This is a genomic window from Enterovibrio calviensis DSM 14347 (genome assembly GCF_000621165.1).
In the GTDB taxonomy this organism is placed as follows: Bacteria; Pseudomonadota; Gammaproteobacteria; order Enterobacterales; family Vibrionaceae; genus Enterovibrio; species Enterovibrio calviensis.
Window position 1 is genome coordinate 1 of the sequence record NZ_JHZA01000009.1, and the last position, 16,415, is coordinate 16,415.

The following is a 16,415-nucleotide window of genomic DNA, read 5'->3' on the forward strand; positions in this document are numbered from 1 at the left end:
GCTTATCGTTTAAAGAATGGTGCGCGTGGGAGGATTCGAACCTCCGACCGCCTGGTTCGTAGCCAGGTACTCTATCCAGCTGAGCTACACGCGCACAGTGCTTTCTTCTTTCATAAAGCGTTCCCTTTGCTTCAAAAGGAACAGTGCCACCAATGAACATTACCATACAGGTAAATTCAGTGGTGGCAAAGAATGGCGGTGAAGGAGGGATTCGAACCCTCGATACGGGATAAACCGTATACTCCCTTAGCAGGGGAGCGCCTTCAGCCTCTCGGCCACCTCACCGCACAAATCTGGTGCAATAATAAGTCAAATAACTCATTACTTTAAAAAATGGTGCGCGTGGGAGGATTCGAACCTCCGACCGCCTGGTTCGTAGCCAGGTACTCTATCCAGCTGAGCTACACGCGCAATATTTCTTTTTGAAACTGTTCTCTTCGCTAGAGAAAACGTGTTGATTGTCATATCAAACCATCAACAAAATAATGGCGGTGAAGGAGGGATTCGAACCCTCGATACGGGATAAACCGTATACTCCCTTAGCAGGGGAGCGCCTTCAGCCTCTCGGCCACCTCACCGTCTTGCGGAGGCACATATTACTTTGAGACGAAAATATGTCAAACACTTTATCCGTAAAAAGCTGCATTCACGTTGCGTTTGCACACTTCTCCGCCACTTACATCATTGGGCGAACAAAATGTCAGCCATTTGTGTTTTAAATGAACAACCTGACATTCGCAAAAAGGCCGATGTATTAATCGGCCTTTTATAAAATACGTGTGCTTTAGACTTAGAAATTACCAGTCGTTGGTGCTGGGTTGCCTTTTTCAGCCTGGATACGCATGTAGATCTCTTCACGGTGAACAGAAACCTCTTTAGGCGCGTTCACACCGATACGTACCTGATTACCTTTAACACCCAGTACGGTTACCGTTACTTCATCACCAATCATCAGCGTTTCACCTACGCGACGAGTCAAAATTAGCATTCTTCTACTCCTTGAGTAATTACAACTTTCTTAGTTGAGTCATTGGTCTTCTTACTGCACGAAGTAAACTCACGCGGCAGCTCAAGCTCCGAGATGGACAATCAACATCTTTCCTTCCTTGCGAGCATCCTTTGTCGAGTGCTGGATACAAACGTCAGCACTCGTCTGGTTTTTCAATATGGCTTATTTCTTTGGCCAACTCCAGTTTGCCAATGAGAATTTACCCATAGAATCCAGACATTGTGACTCCTGTGCCCAGAAGATCACCTTTTAAGATACTGCATAGAAAGAAAAGTTCATCCTACCGGTGCAAAAATTCTGATGTATAAGACTTTGTATAAAAGCCCCACCAGCATTAAGGCGATGCACTATACAGAGATAAAACCAAAGTGCAAATAATAAACGATAGGGACAAAAAAGGCTTCCAATCGGAAGCCTTTCATTAAGAATGCTCTAGGTCATTCTCAGCCTTACAGACGCTCAGCCAACCAAGGTGAAACTGTGTCGAGTGCTGCAGGCAACGCAGCAGCGTCAGAGCCGCCGGCTTGTGCCATATCAGGACGACCACCGCCTTTACCACCGACTTGCTGAGCAACCATGTTGACCAACTCGCCCGCTTTCACTTTGCCAACAAGATCTTTCGTTACGCCTGCAATGAGCGCCACTTTGTCGTCAGCAACGTTACCAAGGAAAACCACACCGCTACCCATTTGGTTTTTCAGATCGTCAACCATGGTACGAAGGGCTTTACTGTCTGCGCCATCGAGCTTGCTGATTAGTACTTTCACGCCGTTAATTTCAGTGACGTTGTTAATCAGGCTTGCACTCTCTTGCGCGGCCAGTTTCTCTTTAAGCTGTTGAATTTCTTTCTCCAGTGCCTTCGCACGGATTTGAGATTCATTCACTTTTGACGTGAACTCTTGTTGCTGACGGTAGAATACTTCTTCTGCACCCTTACCCGTTACAGCTTCAATACGACGCACACCAGCAGCAATACCGCTTTCAGAAACAAGCTTCAGCATACCGATGTCACCGGTACGATTCGCGTGAGTACCGCCACACAGTTCGATTGAGAAATCGCCCATGGTCAATACACGAACTTGCTCGTCATACTTCTCGCCGAATAATGCCATTGCGCCTTTTGCTTTTGCAGACTCAATGTCCATCAGCTCAGTGCTAACGTCGTGGTTGCGTCGGATTTGCTCATTCACTAACGCTTCTACAGTACGAAGTTCTTCCGGCTTCACCGCTTCAAGGTGAGAGAAGTCAAAACGCAGGCCTTCAGCGCGAACCAAAGAGCCTTTCTGTTGTACGTGCTCACCCAGAACAATTCGCAGCGCTTCATGCAACAAGTGCGTGGCTGAGTGGTTTAACGCAATCGCTTGGCGACGCTCAGCATCTACTTGTGCAGTCATGCTGTCACCAACAGACAGTGTGCCGTCGACTAGTTTACCGCGGTGACCAATCGCTGAACCGTACTTTTGAGTATCAAGCACTTCAAACTTGCCCGCTTCTGTCATCAAGAAGCCTGCATCGCCAGACTGACCACCAGACTCAGCATAGAATGGCGTTTGATCAAGAACGATAACCGCTTCATCTGCCGTTGCTAGCGTATCGGCTGACAATCCATCAACAAAGATGTCGGTAATTAAGCCACGGCCTTCAGTTTCGCCGTAGCCGGTAAACTCAGAGTCACCGTCAACCTTGATAACAGCGTTGTAATCTGTACCGAACTGACCCGCTTCACGTGCACGTTGACGCTGAGCTTCCATCGCCACTTCGAAACCTTCTTCATCAATCGACAGGTTGCGCTCACGAGCAACATCGTTGGTAAGGTCAGCAGGGAAACCGTAGGTATCGTAAAGTTTGAAAACTGTCTCGCCGTCAAGCACATCGCCTTTCAGGCCTTCTAGCGCTTCATCTAGAATTGCCATACCGCGATCCAAGGTGCGACCGAAGTTTTCTTCTTCAATCTTCAGCACTTTCTCAACCAAAGCCTGCTGTTTTTTCAGCTCTTCGCCAGCGGTGCCCATGATCTCAGCCAATGGACCAACAAGCTTGTAGAAGTAAGACCCTTTCGCGCCTAGCTTGTTACCATGACGAACTGCGCGACGAATAATACGACGCAGTACATAGCCACGACCTTCGTTTGACGGCATCACACCATCAACGATCAGGAACGCACAAGAACGAATGTGGTCAGCCACAACACGTAGTGATTGGTTAGACAAATCGTCATAGCCGATCACTTCCGCCGCTGATTTAATTAGGGTTTGGAAGATGTCGATTTCGTAGTTTGAGTGAACGCCTTGCATGATTGCAGCAATACGCTCAATGCCCATACCGGTATCAACAGACGGCTTCGGCAGTGGTTCCATCGTGCCATCGGCTTGACGGTTGAACTGCATGAATACGTTGTTCCAGATCTCGATGTAACGGTCGCCATCTTCTTCAGGAGAGCCCGGAGGACCGCCCCAGATGTGATCGCCGTGATCGTAGAAAATTTCAGTACAAGGACCACAAGGGCCAGTGTCACCCATCTGCCAGAAGTTATCTGACTCAAATGGCTTGCCACCTTCTTTATCACCAATGCGCACGATACGATCCGCAGGAATGCCCACTTTCTCATTCCAAAGCGCGAACGCTTCATCATCCGTTTCGTAAACCGTTACCATCAAACGATCTTTTGGCAGTTTCAGAACGTCAGTCAAAAACTCCCATGCGTAGTTAATCGCATCTTCTTTGAAGTAATCGCCAAAGCTGAAGTTACCTAGCATTTCAAAGAATGTGTGGTGACGGGCAGTAAAACCGACATTTTCCAGGTCATTATGCTTACCACCGGCACGAACACAGCGCTGCGCTGATGTTGCACGCGTATAGGCGCGTTTCTCGGCGCCAAGGAAGCAATCTTTAAACTGATTCATACCTGCGTTTGTAAACAACAGTGTCGGGTCGTTTGCAGGCACAAGCGATGAGCTAGGCACGATGGTGTGCCCTTTGCTTTCAAAGAATTCGAGAAACGCTGTGCGAACCTCGTCGGTGCTCATGTACATTGGCTAATCCTGAAATTGGAGTGGTGGTGGCAAAAAAATCGCGATTGAATGCGATATTACCAGAGTCAATTGGGGCTTATTGTAAACAACCTGTGGGGTGTCGAAAAGAGGCAGAAACAAGATAGCTCGCAGTGCAAGCCAAGAAAGGCAAGGATTTAGCTTTCTTTTGATAGTGCGTAGTTGATTTGATCGAAACTAAAGCCGCGGCTTTGCAGGTATCGCGTCCACTTGGCACGTTGCTTAAAATCAACCTCCGGCAAAACGCCGTCAAGATCAGCAAAGCGACGAGTCGCTAACTCTTTGGCTAACTCATACCAATCATGCTGTTGATTTTCTTGCGCTGTTTCCAGCATATCAGTGGTGATACCTTTACGTTTGGCATCAAAGCAGATTCGTTGCCATCCGTGTCCTTTCGACACGCCATGACGTAACGTTGCTTCGGCAAAACGCTTGTCATCCAGCCAGCCATGGTAATGGCAATGCTCAATAGCAATATCAATGTCTTCTGGTGGGCACTGTTTCTGCGCCAGCTTTTGGCGAAGTTCCAGTTCAGAATGATCGCGGCGGGCAAGCATGCCCACCGCTAATTCTCTAGCGCTTAAAGTCAGAACACTTCGCCTTCTGGCTGCTTATCGTCTTCTTTCGCGCTTTCTTCTTTACCACTGCTCAACAACATGTCACGCAGTTTCTTGTCTAGCTCTTGAGCAAGGTGCGAGTTCTCTTTCAGGTACTTACAAGAGTTCGATTTACCCTGGCCAATTTTGTCACCGTTGTAGCTGTACCACGCGCCTGCTTTCTCAACCAGCTTGTGCTTCACGCCCAAGTCGATCAATTCGCCATAAAGGTTGATACCTTCACCGTACATGATTTGGAATTCAGCTTGTTTAAACGGTGCAGCAATCTTGTTCTTCACCACTTTTACGCGGGTGTCATTACCCACAATCTCATCGCCTTCTTTGATAGAGCCGATACGGCGAATATCAAGACGAACAGACGCGTAAAACTTCAGTGCGTTACCACCTGTAGTGGTTTCTGGGTTACCAAACATCACACCAATCTTCATACGGATCTGGTTGATGAAAATCATCAAGGTGTTGCTGTTCTTGATGTTGGCGGTCAGCTTACGCATGGCTTGAGAAAGCATACGAGCTTGGAGACCCATGTGAGAGTCACCCATTTCGCCTTCGATTTCCGCTTTTGGCGTCAATGCCGCCACGGAGTCAATGATGATAACGTCAACAGCACCTGAGCGAGTCAATGCGTCAGCAATTTCCAGAGCCTGCTCACCAGTATCTGGCTGTGAAACCAACAGGTTATCGATATCAACGCCTAGCTTGCCTGCGTAAACAGGGTCAAGGGCGTGCTCTGCATCGATGAACGCACAGGTTTTGCCCGCTTTTTGCGCTTCAGCGACAACTTGCAGCGTGAGCGTTGTTTTACCTGAAGATTCAGGACCATAGATTTCAACAATACGACCGAATGGCAAGCCACCCGCTCCCAGCGCGATATCCAGCGACAATGAACCGGTCGATACGGTTTCAATATCCATGGTGCGATCATCGCCAAGGCGCATGATCGAACCTTTACCAAATTGTTTCTCGATCTGGCCTAGAGCTGCGGCTAACGCCTTCTGTTTGTTGTCGTCCATTTGATTCTCCAACGGAAGCAATATTCGTTCAGATAACTGTTCGTTAATTGATGCTAAGTATACTGTCCATTTATACAGTGTCTAGCCCTGTGTAACATTTTTCTTTGCTTTCGTGTTACGTCTCTTATTTTTCTGCTTCGAGGTAACTCAGCAAACGACACAAACTGTGGGCAATGGTGTTTCTGCGAATTTCATACCGTGAACCATCAAACAAACAGGTTTCTGTTACAACGCCTTTCTTAGTGGCCCAGCCGAAGCACACCATGCCTACGGGTTTCTCGTCACTGCCCCCTGTCGGGCCTGCAATACCGCTTACCGCCAACGCAAAATCGGCACTGGCCGCATCAAGTGCACCCTGCGCCATTTCCGCGACCACCTCTTCACTCACTGCGCCATGAGCCGTCAAGGTTGCCTCTGACACTCCAACCAAGTCATGCTTCGCCTCGTTACTGTATGTCACGAATGCGCGTTCGAACCATGCTGAACTTCCTGCAATTTCCGTCAACATATAGGCTATCCCGCCACCTGTGCATGACTCTGCAGTGGTCACCGACTGTTGATTCTCTTTAAGTCGTTCACCGACTTTTGTCGCCAAATTCACTAACTGTTCCATGCTTCCCTCTGACGGTCATTTTTTTCAACATCTTTCAGCCATCGCGAGATCGATACTTTACCCTTTCACCGCGATTCACGTATCCTTGTTGCCTTCTCTTACCTTTGTAATTTTGCAGGCCAGAACGTGACAGTACAAGCACCCACTAATCACACGCCGATGATGCAGCAATATCTAAGAATTAAAGCTCAGCATCCCGAAGAACTTCTTTTCTATCGCATGGGTGATTTCTACGAATTGTTTTTTGACGATGCAAAGCGAGCTTCTCAACTGCTCGACATTTCATTGACTAAACGTGGTGCTTCCGCAGGCGAACCCATCCCGATGGCTGGCGTTCCTTACCATTCTGTCGAAGGTTACCTTGCGCGTCTGGTTCAGCTCGGAGAATCCGCTGCAATTTGTGAACAAATTGGCGATCCTGCCACCAGCAAAGGGCCCGTTGACCGCCAAGTGGTCCGCATCATCACCCCTGGAACCGTATCAGACGAAGCTTTGCTCAGTGAACGCGTCGATAACCTTGTTGCTGCCATTTATGCGCAAGGCGAACGTTTTGGTTACGCCACGCTAGATATTACTTCCGGTCGCTTCCTATTAAGTGAACCTGGCACCGAAGAAGAAATGCAGGCCGAGCTTCAGCGCACACGCCCCGCAGAATTGCTCTACCCTGAGGACTTTGCATTTCCCGCTCTCACCGCCATGAGTAAAGGCAGCCGCCGTCGCCCAATTTGGGAATTCGACATTGAAACGGCCAAACAACAGCTCAATCAGCAGTTCGGCACGCGCGATCTTGTTGGCTTTGGTGTTGAAAGCTGCTCGCTCGGTCTAGCTGCTGCCGGATGCTTAATGCAATACGTGAAAGACACTCAACGTACTGCTTTGCCACACATTCGCGCTTTGGTGAAAGAAAACAAAGACCATGCAGTGATTTTAGATGCTGCCACGCGCCGCAACCTTGAATTAACGCAAAATCTGTCTGGCGGGTTGGAAAATACCGTCGCCTCTGTGTTGGATAAAACCACCACCGCAATGGGCAGCCGACTGCTAAAACGTTGGCTTCATCAGCCGATGCGAGACTTTACTGTCGTCAACGCGCGCCTAGACGCCATTACGGCATTAAAAGAAACCGGGATCTATTCTGACCTCGCCACGACATTACACCCAGTCGGCGATATGGAGCGGATCTTGGCGCGTTTAGCACTGCGTTCTGCGCGTCCACGCGATATGGCAAGACTCCGCGGTGCGTTGCAGCAATTGCCAGACGTCGAGTCACTGTTAGGTGAAATCGATAACCCGTCTATTGTGCCGCTAAAAGCTGCCTGCGAACCTGTCCCTGAGTTAGTACAACTCTTGGTTGATGCGGTCGTTGAAGCACCACCTGTGGTTATTCGCGATGGTGGGGTGATTGCACCCGGCTATAACGCGGAGCTGGACGAATGGCGTGAGCTTGCCGATGGCGCGACGCGTTATCTCGACGAACTAGAGCGTCGTGAACGTGAGCAACATGATATCGACACGCTCAAGGTTGGATTCAATCAAGTCCACGGTTTCTTTATTCAAGTGAGCCGAGGCCAAAGCCACTTAGTGCCGCCTCATTACGTGCGTCGCCAAACGCTAAAGAATGCTGAGCGCTACATCATTCCCGAACTCAAAGAGCATGAAGACAAAGTGCTTAACTCGAAATCCAAAGCACTCGCATTAGAGAAAAAGCTTTGGGAAGAGTTGTTCGACATGCTGCTCCCGAACCTTGAAACGTTGCAACGCATCTCTGATGCACTCTCAACGCTTGATGTCATGGCTAACCTCGCTGAGCGCGCCGATACACTGAATTACTGTCGCCCTTCGCTGAGCGATAAACGTGGCATTGATATCACTGGGGGTCGTCACCCTGTGGTTGAACAAGTGCTGGACGCGCCGTTCATTGCCAACCCAACGTCGCTTCATCCCGATCGTCGTATGCTGATCATTACTGGCCCGAACATGGGCGGTAAATCGACCTATATGCGCCAAACCGCATTGATCACCTTGCTAGCTCATATCGGTTCTTATGTGCCAGCAGAGTCCGTCACGCTAGGGCCTGTTGATCGTATTTTCACCCGCATTGGCGCTTCCGATGATCTGGCCTCAGGCCGCTCTACCTTCATGGTGGAAATGACGGAAACGGCCAATATCCTTCACAATGCGACTGAAAATAGTTTGGTTTTGATGGATGAAATCGGCCGCGGAACCAGCACTTATGATGGTCTTTCTCTGGCTTGGGCAAGTGCGGAATGGCTGGCTGAAAGGCTAAAAGCCATGACCCTGTTCGCCACTCACTACTTTGAGTTAACCGAACTGTCAGGACAGGTTGATGGGTTGGTAAATGTTCACCTTGACGCTGTAGAGCATGGTGATGAAATTGCCTTCATGCATGCTGTTCAAGAAGGCGCTGCAAGCAAATCTTATGGTCTCGCCGTGGCGGGGCTTGCTGGTGTGCCGAAAACGGTAATCCAGCGAGCTAAAAACAAGTTACGTCAGCTAGAAGCTAGCGGACATGAAGTCGTCACGGGTGAAGCGGTTAAACCATCTGCCGCAGCGCAACTGTCACTGTTACCTGAATTGAGCGAAACAGAAAAAGCGTTAGCCGACATCGAGCCCGACAACTTAACACCAAGACAAGCGTTAGACGCACTGTATCGACTCAAAGCGCTTCTTTAAGCAACAATAACGTCTCTAGCTCTATAAAACGAAAAAGCCCCGTAAGGGGCTTTTCATTAAGCACTGAAAAGGAAAAGCAAAAAGGAGATGTGCTTAATGTTCAGTATTGAAAAGTGATTCGATATTCAGGCCTTGGTGAGTCAACATATCGCGCAGACGGCGCAAGCCTTCTACTTGAATTTGACGTACTCGCTCACGCGTCAAGCCTATCTCACGACCAACATCTTCAAGTGTTGACGCTTCATGACCCAGCAATCCGAAACGACGCGCTAACACTTCACGTTGTTTAGGGTTTAACTCTTGCAGCCAATGAACAATAGATTTCTTCATGTCATCGTCTTGCGTGGTCGTTTCCGGTCCGCCTTCTTTTTCATCAGGGATGATATCAAGAAGCGCTTTTTCGGAATCACCACCAATCGGATTGTCCACCGAACTAATGCGTTCATTTAGACGAAGCATGCGGTTTACATCTTCAACAGGCTTATCTAGCTGAAATGCGATGTCTTCTGCTGTCGGTTCATGGTCGAGTTTTTGCGCCAGCTCTCGAGCAGTACGCAAGTAAACATTCAACTCTTTAACAACATGAATAGGGAGGCGGATGGTGCGAGTTTGGTTCATGATCGCACGTTCGATGGTCTGACGAATCCACCATGTCGCATAAGTAGAAAAACGGAAGCCTCGTTCAGGGTCAAATTTCTCAACCGCACGAATTAGACCTAGGTTTCCCTCTTCGACGAGATCAAGCAATGCGAGACCACGGTTGGAGTAGCGTCGAGATATTTTCACCACCAAGCGGAGGTTACTCTCAATCATGCGCTTACGAGCAGCTTCATCACCACGAAGAGCACGACGGGCGTACAACACTTCTTCTTCTGCTGTCAGCAGAGGCGAATAGCCGATTTCGCTCAAGTAAAGTTGTGTCGCATCCAATGCTTTGGATGATGCAGTAAAGGATATTGATTCTTCGACGCTTTCTGTCGTTTCAGCTTCGGTATCAAGTTCCATTTGCTCGATATCAGCTTCTTCAACATTCAAATCGTCGACTTTCTTTGCGGTATTATTCTGACTCATAGCGCCTCCCAATTTTGGCATAAGCAGCAAGACAGTACAGCAACATCTGTCCCGGTTTACCGTTTCGGCAGATACCTTAACGGATTCACCGATTTTCCTTTGTAGCGAATCTCAAAATGCAACCGGACACTGTTGGTACCAGAACTACCCATTGAGGCTATTTTTTGCCCTTTTTTGACATTCTGGCGTTCCGAAACAAAAATGCGGTCGTTATGTGCATAAGCGCTCAAGTAATCATCGTTATGTTTAATGATGATCAAATTCCCATATCCGCGCAGCGCATTGCCCGCATATACCACCTTACCGTCGGCTGCCGCACTGATGCTTTGCCCACGTTTACCTGCAATATCAACCCCCTTATTTCCAAGCTCTGAGCTTGAAAAACCAGAGACAACTCGTCCACTCACTGGCCAACGCCAACTTATGGCTTTCGATTTATTTGCAGATTTATCAACAGGTGGTTTGTTTTTTGTTACAGGCTGACTGTACTCCTTCACTTTTTGCTGTTCAACATTTTTCTTATTCTGTGAAGCAGATTCCGACTTCTTTTGCGAAGCGTTTTTTTGATTATCTTTGCTCGATTTAGCAGATGATCCTGTAGTGGTTTTTGGCTTCGGTGCAACCACGACTGGCGCAGCTGCAACTGCTACAGGAGCGGCAACAACGGGAACTACAGGAACATCGCCTTTTTTACCATACGCAGGAGGCACGTACTTCTTCTGCCAAAGATTTAGGCGTTGTCCGGGGAAGATTGTGTAGGGCGCAGCAAGCTTATTCGCGCTGATTATTTCTTTAACATCACGGTCGGTCACATACGCGATATAATACAAGGTATCGCCCTTCTGAACCTCGTAATAGCTGCCTCTATAGCTGCCTCGCTCGATCCCACCGTAGTCAGGACCAACACTTGAAACGGGCGCAGGGCTGGAAACAGAGCATGCGGACAGAAATCCCAATACAGAAAGAAAAACCAGTATTTTCAACTGAATTGAAACCCCTTCCACTAATTCTTACCTATGCCAAATCACCAGCAACCAATGGGACAAAACGTACCGCTTCAATTGCTGTTGTTTCAAAATCATCACCCACACGAGTGACTTTATAGAGAACCTGATCGGTCTCACCGACAGGTACAATCAGGGATCCGCCCTCTGCGAGCTGCTCGCAAAGTGCCATTGGCATGCGTGATGCAGCGGCGGTAACGATGATGGCGTCAAAAGGGCCTTTGCTTGCCCAACCTTCCCATCCATCTCCATGTTTTGTAGAGATGTTATAAAGCTCTAGCTGTTTAAAACGGCGCTTTGCGATCATTTGAAGCTGCTTAATTCGCTCCACGGAGTAAGCATGCTCAACCAGTTGCGCTAGCACACATGTCTGAAAGCCCGAGCCCGTGCCGACTTCTAACACTCTACTGTCATAACGAAGCGCAAGCAGCTCTGTCATCTTCGCCACAATATAGGGCTGAGAAATAGTCTGACCAAACCCAATCGGCAAAGCATTATTATCATAAGCTTGATGTGCCATCGCCTCAGAAACAAAGAGATGTCGCGGCAAACGCTCGATGGCGTTAAGCACACGTTCGTCCGAAATCCCTTGCTGACGAAGTTGTTGAATAAGTGAATGCGAGTAATTCACCAATGTCACCTTTTATTGTTCCGTTGCGTATGTTGCCCAATGAGACAATGTCTCTAACGTGTCATGCGCTGTTAAATCGACCTGCAAAGGTGTCAAAGAGACACAATTGTTTTCAATCGCATGAAAATCCGTTCCTGACCCAGCGTCTTGTTTGGCGCCCGGAGGACCAATCCAATAGATAGGCTGTCCTCTCGGATCGGTTTGTTCAATCATGTCTTCAGCTCGATGACGCGCTCCAAGACGTGTTACCTGCCAGCCCTTTAAATCTTCTAGAGGACAATCAGGCACGTTGATGTTCAAAATACGATTGCGCGGCAACGGGTTCTGTTTATCAAAAAGCACCGCTTTTTTTACCACCTGCGCGGCAGTATGAAAATGCGTTGACCCACAAAGAGAGACAGCTATCGCAGGTACACCGAGGAAAAAGCCTTCTGTTGCTGCTGCAACGGTGCCGGAATAGAGTACATCATCACCCAAGTTCGCACCGTGATTGATACCCGTGATAACGAAATCCACTTTCTCTTTAATAAGAGAATTTAGCGCCATATGAACGCTATCTGTCGGCGTGCCTTGAACGGCATAGCGACGCTCACCAACCTCACGAATACGCAATGGGTTTTCGAGTGTCAGTGAGTTTGATGCGCCAGAGCGATTGCGGTCGGGCGCAACCACAGTGACCGTCGCGATTTCTGCTAACGTGTCAGCCAGTACATTGATGCCTTCAGCAAACACGCCATCGTCGTTACTGATCAATATGTGCATCAAGTTCTCCATTGGAAGTATCGTCGATGAGTTCGCGCATCACCGCGGTAGCAAAGCTTCCTGCCGGTAGTGAGAAAGACACGGTTAATGTATCTTCCTCACGCGTCCAATCCATATCTTGCGGATAGAGCATGAGTGCACGACGGTCATGTCGCATACGGTTACTGCGGATCACCGCGAGCAAGTCAGGCTCTTGGTTGATAATATTCTGTTCGAACTTACGCGCATCAGCCTCGGTTGGCAGTGCATTGTCACCGGTCATCGGGCCCGAAATCTGCCATGTGCCTTTGCTCAACCACTCATCGGCTTTGGCCGTATCTAACACCAGTTTCAACTGCTCAGCGCTATCAATCAGCATGTCACCGCGCATTGGGGTTTGTACCATGTCTGATTCAATACGAGCGGACAGCACTTGGTTGAACAGATACGAACGTGCCGCTGATAAATAGAAGCTTCGCTTACTCTTATCACGCACTTGAAACTTGTTTTGTCCCCACTCGCGTGCTGATACGACGTTGTTCCCATTGCGCCCAAAGCGCTGGCTGCCAAAATAGTTTGGTACACCTTGGTCGCGAATGCTGGCGAGACGTGCTTCAATCTCATCATCACTATTGAAATCTGTGATCACTAGCGAGAAGCGGTTGCCAATCAAATCGCCTGGGCGCAGCTTTTTGTCATGACGAGTGGTCTCTAAAATCGCATCAATGCCTTCGTGTGTTTCAACAAACTCGGTCAAATCAGGATCAGGTTGGCCCGGCAGATGCACGCTAAACCACTGCTCGGTCACGGCATGGCGATCTTTCAGTCCCGCCCAGCTCACATCACGCGATTTCACGCCACACGCTTTCGCTAACTCGTTGACGACATATTTGGTGTTTTCACCGATTTTACGGATGCGAACAAGAAAATGCTCGCCGTGACCGACGGGGGTGAAATCGAGGGTTTCGCTAACAAAGAAGTGCTCAGGCTTTGCCTTAAGGCAACCTGTCGCGGTTGGTTTACCATGCAGATAAGCCAACGAAGTCATTACATCACTCATGAGATTCCTTACGGATAATAACGACCGCTTCACAGGCAATCCCTTCTTTACGTCCGGTAAAGCCGAGTCGCTCGGTGGTCGTTGCTTTCACATTAATATTCGTGATATCCGTTTCAAGATCGTCAGCAATCGCTGCACACATGGCATCAATATGCGGTGCCATTTTCGGTGCTTGCGCCATGATGGTCACATCAAGGTTGCCAATAACATATCCCTTTGCTTTCACTTTTGCGTAAACGTCACGCAGTAAGAATCGGCTATCAGCCCCTTCCCACTCTGCATCAGTATCGGGGAAATGACGCCCAATATCACCCGCGGCAATTGCGCCTAGCAGCGCGTCACAAACAGCATGAAGGGCAACATCACCATCGGAGTGTGCAATCAAGCCTTGCTCATAAGGCACTGCGACGCCACCAATAATCACAGGGCCTTCTCCGCCAAATTTGTGTACGTCGAAACCGTGTCCAATGCGCATCATAATCTGTCCTCTTACTCTCAATCCCAGCTAGGTGCGTTGCGTTAAGAAAAACGCCGCTAATGTCAAATCTTCTGGCTGGGTGACTTTAATGTTGTCTGCGTGTCCCACGACGAGCTTAGGCATTCCGCCCGCAAATTCAATTGCAGACGCTTCGTCAGTCACCGCTAAGGATTGTTCTAACGCACTTTCCAATGCCGCCAACAATGTCGTTCTCTGGAACATTTGTGGGGTCAGTGCGTGCCATAGTTGCTCTCGAGAAACGGTATGGTCAATGTCACCTTGCGCATTGCTGCGCTTCATGGTGTCTCGCACGGGAGAAGCCAATATCGCCCCATCTTCGTGAGAGGTTGCAGCTTCGATTAACGCATCGATATCTTGATGACGTACACACGGCCGAGCCGCATCATGCACCATCACCCATTTAGCTTGGGTCGCATGCAACCCAGCGAGCACAGAATCAGCACGCTCAGCGCCACCTGTCGTCACAATCACTCTAGCGTCACTGGCTAACGACGTGGTTTGGAAGTACTCATCTTCTGCACCAATCGCCACAACGACCTTCGACACACTTGGGTGTGCAAGAAGCGCGTAAACAGTGTGCTCTAGCAAGGTTTTGTCTTGGATTGTCAGGTATTGCTTGGGGCAAGCTGCGCCCATACGTTTTCCAACACCCGCTGCTGGCACAATGGCCACAACGTCGGAAACGACGGAGCGAGGCGAGCATTGTTGTTCATTACTTGCCGGGGTAGTCATGATTCTCTTCGTTCTATAAGGGGGAGAGGGTTAATCGTTAACGATACGGAAGAAGGTTTCTCCCGGCTTGATCATGCCCAGTTCATTGCGTGCACGCTCTTCAATCGCTTCTTGTCCACGCTTGAGATCCGCAATCTCTGCGAACATTTGCTGGTTACGCTGATGCAGTTTGTCATTGGCTTGGGCGGTCGATTCTGTGACAGCACTGACGCTAAGGTAATCGTCAATTCCGTTTTTGCCCCACCAAAGGTGGTATTGGAGCCAACCGAACAAAACGATAAGCATCACTGTCAGCATTCGCATTGCGTTTCCTCCGACCCTACACACGCATATTGGATATGGCTTTGCCACGACACTCAGCACGGTAACCGAGTAATCTCAAGAACATAATAAAGAAGGGTAATATTCCCACATTCGTCATTGCCACACCAGCATGGCAACGACAAACGTGTGATTATATCTGTCAAACAGTTGAAGCTTAGCGCATGAGGGTAGCGATCACTGAGTGATGGATTCGCCGAGTATATGAATGGGGTTGGTTAACGCAGACAATAAAACCGGTAAATCTTTTGCTGCAAAGGCAAAAGTGACATCCGGATGCCCAGGGGTGTACATCAATGATTCAAAGCCAAACAGTGCTTCATCAACCAGCACTGGGACAGAAGCTGGCACGCCGAAGGGACAAACTGCACCGGGCACACAGCCAAGTACTCTGATCATTTCGTCATCTGACGCAATTGAGGGCCGCTTCCCTATGGTGGCTTTGACTTTTTTGCTGTCGAGGCGCGCGTTTTTATGCGTCAGCAGCAAAGCATGCTCTCCAGATTTAAAGGACAGAAACAGGCTTTTGGTGGGCGTCGCCGTCCAACCTAATCGCTTCCCAACTTGCTCATCGGTCGCAAAGTCCAAGATGGGTTCATGCTTCCATTGCTGATAATCCACACCACAAGCATCCAGCAGCGAGACATTGCGCTGGAAAATATCCTCAAGTACGTTTTGATTCATCCCTTACAACCCTGTTAACCATTTCAGCATCAATAAATACGCAACATAAAGCATCATCGTGGCCACCAACACATCAATCGCCTGACGCACACGAGGACGAGACAAGACAGGCGACATTTTCGCTGCCCCTAAAGAGATACCATAAAACCACACAAAAGACGCAAGCACGGTGCCGATGGCAAAAGCAATACGCTGCGAAGGCTCAAATTGACCACCAATAGACCCCAATACCACCACAGTGTCCAGATACACATGCGGGTTTAATACCGTAACCGCCAGAGCGCCAAGTACAACCGCAAACACGCCTTTTCGGCTTACCGTGTCTCCCTCGGGTACGTCGTCTTTTTCACCTTGCCAAGCACGATATAGTGACTGCAGCGCGTACGTCACCAGAAAGGCAACACCACCAATCGTTACCACATTGAGCAATATCTCGTTGCTTGCCAACATCGCACCGCCACCAAAAATCCCCAACGCAATCAAGATGGCATCACAGAGAAAACAAATAGTGGCTGTTGCAACATGGTGGTGACGACGTATGCCCTGATTAAGCACATATGCATTTTGTGCTCCTATCGGAATGATCATACTCAGTCCGAGGCCAAATCCTTGGAAAATAATTGCACTGCTCATGGCTCGACATCCTTTGACTTAGGCTCTGATGAAAGCCACACGA

16 protein-coding genes and 4 tRNA genes are annotated in these 16,415 nt (G+C 48.9%); 1 reads left to right on the top strand and 19 read right to left on the bottom strand.

Annotated features, from left to right (window positions below; genetic code table 11):
- Positions 1-17: 17 nt before the first annotated feature.
- From Q365_RS0108460 to pncC, 9 genes are all read right to left on the bottom strand, one after another.
- Positions 18-94: transfer RNA gene (locus Q365_RS0108460), tRNA-Arg, on the bottom strand.
- A gap of 99 nt (positions 95-193) precedes the next feature.
- Positions 194-285, bottom strand: a tRNA-Ser gene (locus Q365_RS0108465).
- Positions 286-334: 49 nt separating this feature from the next.
- Positions 335-411 (bottom strand) — tRNA-Arg (locus tag Q365_RS0108470).
- A 75-nt stretch (positions 412-486) separates the two neighbouring features.
- Positions 487-578 (bottom strand) — tRNA-Ser (locus Q365_RS0108475).
- Between the two features lie 212 nt (positions 579-790).
- Positions 791-988: a carbon storage regulator CsrA gene (gene csrA / locus Q365_RS0108480; protein ID WP_017011859.1), complete on the bottom strand. Its 198-nt coding sequence runs from the start codon at positions 986-988 to the stop codon at positions 791-793.
- A 470-nt stretch (positions 989-1,458) separates the two neighbouring features.
- Positions 1,459-4,041, bottom strand: a complete 2,583-nt coding sequence (gene alaS / locus Q365_RS0108485; RefSeq protein WP_028022934.1) for an alanine--tRNA ligase — start codon at positions 4,039-4,041, stop codon at positions 1,459-1,461.
- 155 nt (positions 4,042-4,196) lie between these two features.
- Complete coding sequence (locus Q365_RS0108490) at positions 4,197-4,649, bottom strand: regulatory protein RecX (protein WP_028022935.1); 453 nt, start codon at positions 4,647-4,649, stop codon at positions 4,197-4,199.
- Positions 4,646-5,689, bottom strand: coding sequence for a recombinase RecA (gene recA, locus Q365_RS0108495; protein ID WP_028022936.1), 1,044 nt, complete (start codon positions 5,687-5,689; stop codon positions 4,646-4,648). Before recA ends, Q365_RS0108490 begins: the two co-directional genes overlap by 4 nt.
- A 124-nt stretch (positions 5,690-5,813) precedes the next feature.
- The gene (gene pncC / locus Q365_RS0108500) at positions 5,814-6,302 is read right to left on the bottom strand and encodes a nicotinamide-nucleotide amidase (protein ID WP_028022937.1); all 489 of its coding nucleotides are present in this window, start codon (positions 6,300-6,302) and stop codon (positions 5,814-5,816) included.
- A gap of 159 nt (positions 6,303-6,461) precedes the next feature.
- On the opposite strand from pncC, the gene mutS reads away from it, so the two are divergent.
- Positions 6,462-8,996 (top strand): DNA mismatch repair protein MutS, encoded by a 2,535-nt coding sequence (gene mutS / locus Q365_RS0108505; RefSeq protein ID WP_407637574.1) that lies wholly within the window; start codon positions 6,462-6,464, stop codon positions 8,994-8,996.
- Positions 8,997-9,089: 93 nt separating this feature from the next.
- On the opposite strand, the gene rpoS is transcribed toward mutS, so the two are convergent.
- From rpoS to Q365_RS0108555, 10 genes are all read right to left on the bottom strand, one after another.
- Positions 9,090-10,067: an RNA polymerase sigma factor RpoS gene (gene rpoS / locus Q365_RS0108510; RefSeq protein WP_028022939.1), complete on the bottom strand. Its 978-nt coding sequence runs from the start codon at positions 10,065-10,067 to the stop codon at positions 9,090-9,092.
- 56 nt (positions 10,068-10,123) lie between these two features.
- Positions 10,124-11,071 (bottom strand): murein hydrolase activator NlpD, encoded by a 948-nt coding sequence (gene nlpD / locus Q365_RS0108515; RefSeq protein ID WP_081796206.1) that lies wholly within the window; start codon positions 11,069-11,071, stop codon positions 10,124-10,126.
- A gap of 10 nt (positions 11,072-11,081) precedes the next feature.
- A complete protein-coding gene (locus Q365_RS0108520; protein WP_035024746.1) occupies positions 11,082-11,702 on the bottom strand; it encodes a protein-L-isoaspartate(D-aspartate) O-methyltransferase in 621 nt (206 codons plus the stop codon).
- A gap of 12 nt (positions 11,703-11,714) precedes the next feature.
- Positions 11,715-12,464, bottom strand: coding sequence for a 5'/3'-nucleotidase SurE (gene surE / locus Q365_RS0108525; RefSeq protein ID WP_028022942.1), 750 nt, complete (start codon positions 12,462-12,464; stop codon positions 11,715-11,717).
- Positions 12,445-13,503: a tRNA pseudouridine(13) synthase TruD gene (gene truD / locus Q365_RS0108530; RefSeq protein ID WP_028022943.1), complete on the bottom strand. Its 1,059-nt coding sequence runs from the start codon at positions 13,501-13,503 to the stop codon at positions 12,445-12,447. The genes surE and truD overlap by 20 nt, the downstream gene beginning before the upstream one ends.
- On the bottom strand, positions 13,496-13,978 hold the full coding sequence (gene ispF / locus Q365_RS0108535) for a 2-C-methyl-D-erythritol 2,4-cyclodiphosphate synthase (protein ID WP_028022944.1): 483 nt from the start codon (positions 13,976-13,978) through the stop codon (positions 13,496-13,498). Before ispF ends, truD begins: the two co-directional genes overlap by 8 nt.
- 30 nt (positions 13,979-14,008) lie before the next feature.
- Positions 14,009-14,734, bottom strand: a complete 726-nt coding sequence (ispD, locus tag Q365_RS0108540) for a 2-C-methyl-D-erythritol 4-phosphate cytidylyltransferase (protein WP_028022945.1) — start codon at positions 14,732-14,734, stop codon at positions 14,009-14,011.
- Between the two features lie 30 nt (positions 14,735-14,764).
- Positions 14,765-15,037 carry a cell division protein FtsB gene (ftsB, locus tag Q365_RS0108545; protein WP_028022946.1) on the bottom strand — a complete coding sequence of 91 codons (273 nt, stop codon included), beginning with the start codon at positions 15,035-15,037 and terminating at the stop codon, positions 14,765-14,767.
- 195 nt (positions 15,038-15,232) lie between these two features.
- Positions 15,233-15,739, bottom strand: coding sequence for a YbaK/EbsC family protein (locus tag Q365_RS0108550; RefSeq protein ID WP_028022947.1), 507 nt, complete (start codon positions 15,737-15,739; stop codon positions 15,233-15,235).
- A gap of 3 nt (positions 15,740-15,742) precedes the next feature.
- A complete protein-coding gene (locus Q365_RS0108555) occupies positions 15,743-16,372 on the bottom strand; it encodes a LysE/ArgO family amino acid transporter (protein WP_028022948.1) in 630 nt (209 codons plus the stop codon).
- Positions 16,373-16,415: the final 43 nt, after the last annotated feature.

Excerpts from the sequence above, each read along its gene's own strand:
- recA (WP_028022936.1), bottom strand. The coding sequence starts at position 5,689 with ATGGACGACAACAAACAGAAGGCGTTAGCCGCAGCTCTAGGCCAGATC.
- Q365_RS0108550 (WP_028022947.1), bottom strand. The coding sequence starts at position 15,739 with ATGAATCAAAACGTACTTGAGGATATTTTCCAGCGCAATGTCTCGCTG.
- ispD (WP_028022945.1), bottom strand. The coding sequence starts at position 14,734 with ATGACTACCCCGGCAAGTAATGAACAACAATGCTCGCCTCGCTCCGTC.
- csrA (WP_017011859.1), bottom strand. The coding sequence starts at position 988 with ATGCTAATTTTGACTCGTCGCGTAGGTGAAACGCTGATGATTGGTGAT.
- truD (WP_028022943.1), bottom strand. The coding sequence starts at position 13,503 with ATGAGTGATGTAATGACTTCGTTGGCTTATCTGCATGGTAAACCAACC.
- Q365_RS0108555 (WP_028022948.1), bottom strand. The coding sequence starts at position 16,372 with ATGAGCAGTGCAATTATTTTCCAAGGATTTGGCCTCGGACTGAGTATG.
- ispF (WP_028022944.1), bottom strand. The coding sequence starts at position 13,978 with ATGCGCATTGGACACGGTTTCGACGTACACAAATTTGGCGGAGAAGGC.
- mutS (WP_407637574.1), top strand. The coding sequence starts at position 6,462 with ATGATGCAGCAATATCTAAGAATTAAAGCTCAGCATCCCGAAGAACTT.
- rpoS (WP_028022939.1), bottom strand. The coding sequence starts at position 10,067 with ATGAGTCAGAATAATACCGCAAAGAAAGTCGACGATTTGAATGTTGAA.
- ftsB (WP_028022946.1), bottom strand. The coding sequence starts at position 15,037 with ATGCGAATGCTGACAGTGATGCTTATCGTTTTGTTCGGTTGGCTCCAA.
- surE (WP_028022942.1), bottom strand. The coding sequence starts at position 12,464 with ATGCACATATTGATCAGTAACGACGATGGCGTGTTTGCTGAAGGCATC.
- pncC (WP_028022937.1), bottom strand. The coding sequence starts at position 6,302 with ATGGAACAGTTAGTGAATTTGGCGACAAAAGTCGGTGAACGACTTAAA.
- alaS (WP_028022934.1), bottom strand. The coding sequence starts at position 4,041 with ATGTACATGAGCACCGACGAGGTTCGCACAGCGTTTCTCGAATTCTTT.